We start from the raw sequence: 236 nt of genomic DNA, 5'->3' as shown, positions 1-236 counted from the left end.
ATTCAGCATCAACAAGTGAGAGTCTTTCAGACTCAGCAAGTGCAAGCACATCAGACAGTGATTCAACATCAACAAGTGAGAGTGACTCAGACTCAGCAAGTGCAAGCACATCAGATAGTGACTCGGCATCAACAAGTGAGAGTGACTCGGATTCAGAAAGTGCAAGCACATCAGGTAGTGAATCAGTATCAACAAGTGAGAGTGATTCCGATTCAGAAAGTGCAAGTACCTCAGAT

General features: G+C 44.1%; 1 protein-coding gene. It reads right to left on the bottom strand.

Going from position 1 to position 236, the window contains the following annotated elements:
* Positions 1-236: hypothetical protein (locus CD127_RS12785; RefSeq protein ID WP_276307636.1), on the bottom strand; the 236-nt coding region annotated here is incomplete at both ends.

The sequence above is a fragment of the Staphylococcus petrasii genome (assembly GCF_002902565.1).
Lineage (GTDB): Bacteria > Bacillota > Bacilli > Staphylococcales > Staphylococcaceae > Staphylococcus > Staphylococcus petrasii.
Note: the sequence above shows the minus strand (reverse complement) of the source record. Positions and strands in the feature narration are given on the sequence as shown.